Raw genomic sequence first — 7767 nt, forward strand, 5'->3', positions numbered from 1 at the left:
ACCAAAATGCAATTTTCTCTTGCATTTTGATGAGATATCCTGCAATGCAAGTGTCGTCTTCCAATGACCCAGGATGCGAACAGCCGTGGCTGCCCTTTCAGTTGCCGGACGATCCCACCGCATTTTCGACCTGCCTGAAGCCGCAGGCGGCGACCTCGGTCGGCTGCCCCACATCCTGCGCATCATGCTCGAGAACGTCCTGCGCAATGCGGGGGATGATGCCCCACGGGCGAAGGCGGCGATCCTTGGGTGGCTGAACAGTGGACGAAGCGAGGAGGAGGTTCCGTTCCTCCCCGGCCGCGTCATGATGCACGACACCACCTGCGGTCCGGCACTGGTGGATATCGCCGGTATGCGCGCCTCGCTGGCCGAGGCCGGATACGATCCGGGCCGGCTCAATCCCGTCCTGCCCGTCGACGTCTCCACCGACCATTCCCTCGCTGTCGACGTGTTCGGCGCACCCGACGCCCTTCGCCGCAACATGGAACGTGAGTTCGGGCGCAATGCCGAGCGCTATCGCTTCATGAAATGGGCTACGCGAGCCTTGAACGGTGTTCGTGTTCACCCGCCCGGCACGGGTATCATGCACACGCTCAACCTGGAGCGACTGGCAACGGTCGTCACTACCGCCGAGCGGGATGGCGTGTCGTGGGCCATGCCCGATACGCTGATCGGCACCGACAGTCACACGCCGATGATCAACGGCATCGGCGTGCTCGGCTGGGGCGTGGGCGGCTTGGAAGCCGAAAGCGTCTTCTTCGGCATGCCCGTGATGATCCGGGTGCCGGACGTGGTTGGCGTGCGCCTCACGGGGCGTCTGCGGCAGGGCGTGCTCGCGACCGACCTCGCGCTGACGGTCACTGAGCGGCTCCGCCGCATCGATCTGGCGGACCGTTTCGTCGAGTTCTTTGGCGAGGGCGTCTCGACGCTCTCCGCCGGGGACCGCGCCGTCATCGCCAACATGACACCGGAATTCGGAGCCAATTCCGGCTTCTTCCCCATCGACGAACAGACGCTGCGCTATTTGAGCGAAACAGGCCGCTCCGCGGAGCAGGTCCGCCTCGTCGCGGAGTATGCCAAGCGGCAAGGGCTCTGGTTCGATCCGGAGGCTTCGCCCCGATTTACCGACATGGTTGAGATCAACCTCCGCGAGGTCGAGGTCAGCCTCGCCGGTCCGCGCCGGCCGCAGGACCGCATTCCGGCGAGACAGACTGTCGAGGCCCTTGCGCCAATGCTGGCGGCACGGCCCGCCACGGCCTCCGCCGAGCAGCCTAGCGACGGGGCCGTGGCGATTGCGGCAATCACGAGCTGCACCAACACATCCGATCCGAGGCTTCTGGTTGCGGCAGGCTTGCTCGCCCGCAAGGCGCGCCGCTTCGGTCTCACCCCACCCGCCTGGGTGAAGACTTCGCTCGCGCCCGGCTCGCCCACTGCCGAGCGCTACCTGCGCCGCGCCGGCCTGCTGGATGACCTGGAGGCGGTGGGGTTCGGCATCGTCGGCTACGGCTGCACGACCTGCATCGGCAACTCGGGCCCGCTGCCTGCCGTTATCGAGCAGGCCATGACCGAGCGCGGTATTGTCCCCGTGGCCGTCCTGTCGGGCAACCGCAACTTCCCGGGACGCGTCCATCCGCAACTCGAAGCGGGCTTCCTGGCCTCGCCTCCACTCGTGATCGCCTTTGCGCTGGCTGGCGACGTCAACCGCGACATCCTCGTCGACCCGATTGGACGTTCGTCGTCGGGCAAGGACGTCCGTCTGGCTGATCTCTGGCCTACGGGCGATGAGATCGATGCGGCCCTCGCGCTAGCTATGAACGCAGGCGACTATCATACCTCGTACGACGAGGCCGAGGCGAGCGAAACCTGGCGCGTGCTGGATGCTCCTGCCACGGCCCTCTTCCCCTGGGATCAGAACTCGACCTATATCCGGCGCCCACCCTTCGCGGGCTTCGGCAAGGGCACGCTCCTCGGCACCTACGCCGCGCACCCGCTACTGGTGCTGGGCGACGACATCACGACGGACCACATCTCCCCTGCCGGGCAGATCCCGCAGCAGGGCGAAGCCGCCGAATACCTGGTGGAGCGCGGCGAGAACCGTCGCGACCTGAATGTCTTCGCATCGCGCCGCGGCAACTGGGAGGCCATGGTCCGGGGCCTGTTCACCAACAAGTCCGTTCGCAACCTCCTCGATCCACAGATCGCCCCCGGCTTCACGATCCATGTCGGCTCAGGCGCGCATCTGCCTCTGTTCCAGGCCGCCGAGCGCTACGCCAGCGAGGGAGCCTCTGTCGTGGTGGTGGCCGGCGAGCGCTATGGCATGGGCTCGTCGCGCGATTGGGCTGCCAAGGGCGTCGCCCTGCTCGGCGCACGCGCGGTGCTGGCCTCAAGCTTCGAGCGGATCCATCGCTCGAACCTGATCGGGATGGGCATCCTGCCCCTGCGCCTCCCGGCGGAGCAGCATCCGGAGAGCCTTCACCTCAAACCCGGCGACCAGATCGTCATCGATGCCGATCCCGACCGGATCAGCCCGCGCGCGCCCGTATCTGTCACGATCCGCTTTGCCTCCGGCGAAGCTGAAACCTTTGTCGCGACCGCTGCCATCGAGACCGGGCTTGAGGTCGAGATCCTGCGCGGCGGCGGCATCATTCCCGTCATCCTGCATCGTGCCGTCAACGCGGAGGCCACAAGCCGTGAGGCGCATGCCCCAAAATTCACCGGAGACGGTGAAAGCACCCGGCGAGAGGCCTCGCCGAACAAGGGACGCTGAGCGGAACTACCGTTCAGCACCCATTCCCTCACGCAACCTTAGGGAGGAACTCGTGAGCTACTTCACCAAGACGATCCGCGGCGTCGCCGTCGCCGCATTGACGCTCGTCGCGTCAACCACCTTTGCCCAGGAGGAGCTGAAGATCATCGCTCCTGCGGGTCCCGGCGGAGGATGGGACTCCGCTGCGCGCTCCATCCAGCAGGTCCTGACCCAGAACGGCCTCGCGAAGAGCGTCCAAGTGGTCAACGTTCCAGGCGCCGGCGGCACCATCGGCCTGGCCCAGTTCGTCAACACGGCCAAGGGCGACCCGAGCCAGCTCCTCGTCAACGGCATCACCATGGTTGGCGCCATCCTCAGCAACAAGGCTCCCGTCAACCTCGACCAGGTGACCCCCATTGCGCGCCTGACCGGCGACCCCCTTGTCATCGTCGTGCCGGCCAACTCGCCGATCAAGGCGATCGAGGAACTGGCGGCTGCAGTCAAAGCGGACCCGGCGAAGGTGACCTGGGCCGGCGGTTCCGCCGGTGGCGCGGACCACATCCTCGCGGCCCTGTTCACGAAGGCTGCCGGCTCTGATCCGGCGAAAGTGAACTACGTCGCTTTCTCCGGCGGCGGTGAGGCCCTGGCGGCCATGCTCGGCGGCAAGGTGACGGCGGGCGTGTCCGGCTATGGCGAGTTCGAAAGCCAGATCAAGGCCGGCAAGTTGCGGGCTCTTGCCCTCTCGGCCGGCAAGCGGCTGGCCGGTGTCGATGTCCCCACGCTCAAGGAGCAAGGCATGAACGTCGAGGTCGTGAACTGGCGCGCCATCATGGGTGCTCCGGACATCACGGACGAGGAGCGCAAGGCGCTCACCGACAAGATTGAGAAGGTCGTGCAGTCGAAGGAATGGGCCGAGATCCTGAAGCAGAAGGGCTGGGACGACTACTACCTGGCTGGCGAGCCCTTCCAGGCCTTCCTGAAGGAAGAGCAGGAGCGCGTGGGCGAGGTGCTGCGCTCGGTTGGTCTCGTTAAGTCGTAAGGCCAAGACCTGGAGAGCCCGTGGGACGGGCTCTCCTTTCCTCGTTCTCGACAATTCTCAAGATCGGATGACGCCATGATGATGTCGCTGCTTGCGAGGCGGCGTGCGGACAAACGCGCGCTGGTGATGGGCCTCGCCCTGATCGTGCTGGCCATTGTGGTGGAGCGGGACGCTGCCGCTCAGACGGTCGCCTCCACCTACGGGATTGGGCCCACAGCCATGCCCATTGCCGTCGCTGGCTTTCTAGCGGTCCTCGGCGTCGGCCACTTCGTTGCGGCGTTCCGGGACGGGATGCCTGTTCCTGAGCATGCCGACGGGATTGCGATTGCCTGGATCGCCCTGGGACTCATCGCCCTGCTGCTCTGCATCGCCTTCGGCGGTGGGTTCGTGCTCGCGACCACGCTCCTCTTCGTAGTTACCGCACGGGCCTTCGGGCGGCGCGTCCTGCTGGCCGACGCCGCCATCGGGTTCGGCCTCGGCGTCTCGATCCATCTGCTGTTCAGCAAGCTCCTGACGCTGTCCCTTCCGGCGGGGCCGCTTGAGCGCCTGTTCTATAGGAGTTCGTGATGGATGCGTTCTTTGCTCTTGGCCAAGGCTTTCTGGTCGCCCTTGAGCCCACGAAGCTTCTGTTCGCTGGCATTGGCGTGCTTCTGGGCACGGCGGTCGGGGTTCTGCCGGGCATCGGCCCCGCGCTGACGGTCGCCCTCCTGCTGCCGGTGACGTTCAAGCTCGATCCCACCGGCTCGATCATCATGTTCGCCGGTATCTACTACGGCGGCATGTACGGCGGCTCGACGACCGCCATCCTGATCAATGCCCCCGGCGAAAGCGCATCGGTTGCAACCGCCATTGAGGGCAACAAGATGGCCAAGGCTGGACGGGGCGGACCGGCCCTGGCGACCTCGGCCATCGGCTCCTTCGTCGCCGGCACCTTTGCCACAATCGGGCTTGCGTTCTTCGCGCCTCTGCTGGTGCAGTTGGCCGTCAGCTTCGGCCCATGGGATTACTTCGCCCTGATGGTGCTCGCCTTCGTGACGGTGTCCGCAACCTTCGGCGAGTCCCCTCTTCGTGGGCTCACCAGCCTCGCAATCGGATTGATGCTCGGCCTCGTTGGCATTGATATCCTGACCGGCCAGGCCCGCATGGCTTTCGGGGTCCCGGAGCTCCTCGACGGTGTTGAGGTGACCACGCTGGCTGTCGGTCTCTTCGCGGTCGGTGAGGCCCTGTATGTGGCCTCCCGGTTCAAGGGCAACCCGGAGGAGATCGTCCCGATCAAGGGCTCGCTCTGGATGAGCCGGGAGGACTGGCGGCGGTCCTGGAGGCCATGGCTGCGCGGCGCGGCGTTAGGCTTTCCCATCGGAGCCCTGCCGGCCGGCGGCGCCGAGGTGCCGACGTTTCTGTCCTATGTCACCGAGAAAAAGCTGTCGAAGCACCCGGACGAGTTTGGTCATGGCGCCATCGAGGGCGTCGCCGGCCCTGAGGCCGCCAACAACGCGTCAGCCGCGGGCACGCTCGTGCCCCTGCTGACCCTCGGACTGCCGACTTCCGCCACGGCGGCGATCATGCTGGCTGGCTTCCAGCAATACGGGCTGAACCCGGGTCCGCTCCTGTTCACCGAGAACCCCGCCCTGGTCTGGGGTGTGGTGGCGAGCCTCTTTATCGCCAATGCCATGCTCCTCGTCCTGAACCTGCCCCTGGTCGGGCTCTGGGTGCGGCTTCTGGCAATCCCGCAGCCGTGGCTCTATGCCGGGATCCTCGTGTTTGCGGCCATGGGCACCGTCGCGGCCAACCCCTCCGTGGTCGAGGTCGGAATGCTGTTCGTGTTCGGCTTCCTTGGCCTGCTGATGCGCCGCTGGGATTATCCGGTCGCGCCGATGGTGGTGGGCCTCATTCTCGGGCCGATGGCGGAGGCGCAGATCCGGCGCTCGATGCAAATCACCCTTGGCGATCCGCTGGTCTTCTTCGAGAATCCGGGTTCGGCCACCTTGCTGATGCTGGCCGCCATTGCCCTTCTGGCGCCATTTGCGATGAAGGGCTTGAGCCGTTTCAGGGCAGCCGAGGACTGATGGGGCGTAGCGCGCCCCAGCCTACGACCCAAGCTTTGCGCATGAGAGTACCGTGACCGCGGCAAATCGGGTAAAGGTGATCAAATTATATTAGATACTGCGTACGGGGTCGTGTTCATGAGTTCAGCCGGCGAACGTCCGGTCAACGGAAAGCGCGAGCTGACTGAGGGTCTCGCCGCCCAGATCCTCGACCACATTCGGGGGGACAGGTTAGCCGTCGGGACTCATGTTACGGCGCAGGAGCTCGCCGAGCGGTTCAATGTATCCCGCTTCCCGGTCGGCCAGGCCTTGCAGTTGCTCGCTTCCAAGGGCGTCCTTACCCACGAACGCAATCGCGGCTACTTCGTCTCGGATGTTAAGAACGCGTCGCCGGAAACCCTCGGCCTGACCGCCAGGAACGAAGCTTGCGACCTCTACTTCAGGATCGCTGAGGATCACCTCCAGGGCCGTCTGCCCGACCCCGTTTCCGAGGCCCACCTCAGGGAAACCTATGGGGTGACGAAGGCGCAACTGAATGCTGTGCTGGGCCGAATTGCCCAGGAAGGCTGGGCCGAGCGCCGCCCGGGCTACGGCTGGTCCTTCTCGCCCATGCTCACGACCCCCGAGAGCCTGGAGCAGACCTATCGGGTGCGTCTGGCCCTTGAACCGGCCGCGTTGCTGGAGCCGACCTATCATTTGGATCCTGAGACGGCGGCGCGTTGCCGTGCCGCGGAGCTGCGGCTTCTGGATGGTGCTCTGGAGACGGATAGTGCTGATGCCCTCCACGAGCGCGGCGTACGGTTTCATGAGGCGATCATCGGAGCCTCCGGTAACCTCTTCTTCCTGGAGGCGATCCGACGCATCAACCGGGTTCGCCGTCTGCTCTCATACCGTTCCATGGTCGACCGCACACGCTACCGTCAGCAGTGCAAGGAGCATCTTCTGATCCTCGACCTGCTGGAGCGCGGGAACAACGAGGAGGCCTCGCAGATGCTGCGCCGCCATCTGGAGCACACCATCGAGAACCTTCAGGAAATCAGGCCGATCCTGGAGCACTGAGAACTGCGACCTGGACAGGAAAGAGATGCAGTCATGACGGTCGAGACTATCGGGATGCGCGAGGCCGTCATTCGAACGATTGCGATGCCCTCGGATACCAACCCTGCCGGAGACATCTTTGGAGGCTGGCTGATGTCGCAGATGGACCTCGCGGCCGGCAATGCCGCCGCCCGCCGCGCCCGGGGGCGCTGCGTGACCGTGGCGGTGGATGGGATGGCGTTTCATAGTCCGGTCCATGTCGGCGATGAGGTCTCGGTCTATGCAGACCTGATTTCGACCGGGCGGACCTCCATGAAGTTCCAGGTCGAAGCCTGGCGCCGCTCCCGAGACGGTGATGAGCAGGTCAAGGTCACGGAAGCGGTCTTCACGTTCGTTGCCATCGACAGCGGTTCTCGCCCTCGTCCACTACCACCGGGATGAATCGGCCCCTCGCGATCAGCAGCCACTTGAAAGTCTTCGCCCTGCGAGGGTCTGCACTGGGTCGATTCTGTTGAAGAACTCGGTTGTGTTGACGCGAAGGGCACGATCCGTTCACCTCAGGATTGGCGAGGGAGACGCAGCGACGATGGGGCGTCAGCGGAACGATCAAGCGCAGTTCCTCTATTCCTTTCATCTGGAAGAGCGCATCCCCGCCAGTCATCTGCTTCGGAAAGATCGACGTCTTTGTCACCCAGGCGCTGGCCGGCATCCATCGTGAGCCGGCGTCCTTCTACAGCCACACGGGCCGCCCCTCGATCGATCCCGAACTGATGATGCGCATGCTGATCGTCGGCTACTGCTACGGCATCCGCTCGGAGCGCAAGCTGTGCGAGGAGGTCTCGCGTCATCTGGCCTATCGATGGTTCCGCCGGCTTGATCTAGATGACGCGGCGCCGGAT

At 65.0% G+C, this 7767-nt stretch carries 6 protein-coding genes and 1 pseudogene; all 7 read left to right on the forward strand.

The features are described from left to right. Positions 1 to 73 precede the first annotated feature (73 nt). The gene (gene acnA, locus GR328_RS23320) at positions 74 to 2767 is read left to right on the forward strand and encodes an aconitate hydratase AcnA (protein ID WP_160888059.1); all 2694 of its coding nucleotides are present in this window, start codon (positions 74 to 76) and stop codon (positions 2765 to 2767) included. A 52-nt stretch (positions 2768 to 2819) separates the two neighbouring features. Continuing rightward, positions 2820 to 3785 carry a tripartite tricarboxylate transporter substrate-binding protein gene (locus GR328_RS23325; protein WP_160888060.1) on the forward strand — a complete coding sequence of 322 codons (966 nt, stop codon included), beginning with the start codon at positions 2820 to 2822 and terminating at the stop codon, positions 3783 to 3785. Between the two features lie 75 nt (positions 3786 to 3860). Next, on the forward strand, positions 3861 to 4352 hold the full coding sequence (locus GR328_RS23330; protein WP_205790248.1) for a tripartite tricarboxylate transporter TctB family protein: 492 nt from the start codon (positions 3861 to 3863) through the stop codon (positions 4350 to 4352). Continuing rightward, entirely contained in the window at positions 4352 to 5851 is a 1500-nt protein-coding gene (locus tag GR328_RS23335; protein WP_160888061.1) for a tripartite tricarboxylate transporter permease, read from the forward strand. The genes GR328_RS23330 and GR328_RS23335 overlap by 1 nt, the downstream gene beginning before the upstream one ends. Before the next feature lie 117 nt (positions 5852 to 5968). After that, positions 5969 to 6889, forward strand: coding sequence for a GntR family transcriptional regulator (locus GR328_RS23340; RefSeq protein WP_160888062.1), 921 nt, complete (start codon positions 5969 to 5971; stop codon positions 6887 to 6889). Between the two features lie 33 nt (positions 6890 to 6922). Further along, complete coding sequence (locus GR328_RS23345) at positions 6923 to 7309, forward strand: acyl-CoA thioesterase (protein WP_160888063.1); 387 nt, start codon at positions 6923 to 6925, stop codon at positions 7307 to 7309. 145 nt (positions 7310 to 7454) lie between these two features. After that, positions 7455 to 7767 (forward strand): annotated as a pseudogene (locus GR328_RS23350) (transposase); the annotation flags it as partial.

It is taken from the genome of Microvirga makkahensis, assembly GCF_009830105.1.
GTDB lineage: Bacteria > Pseudomonadota > Alphaproteobacteria > Rhizobiales > Beijerinckiaceae > Microvirga > Microvirga makkahensis.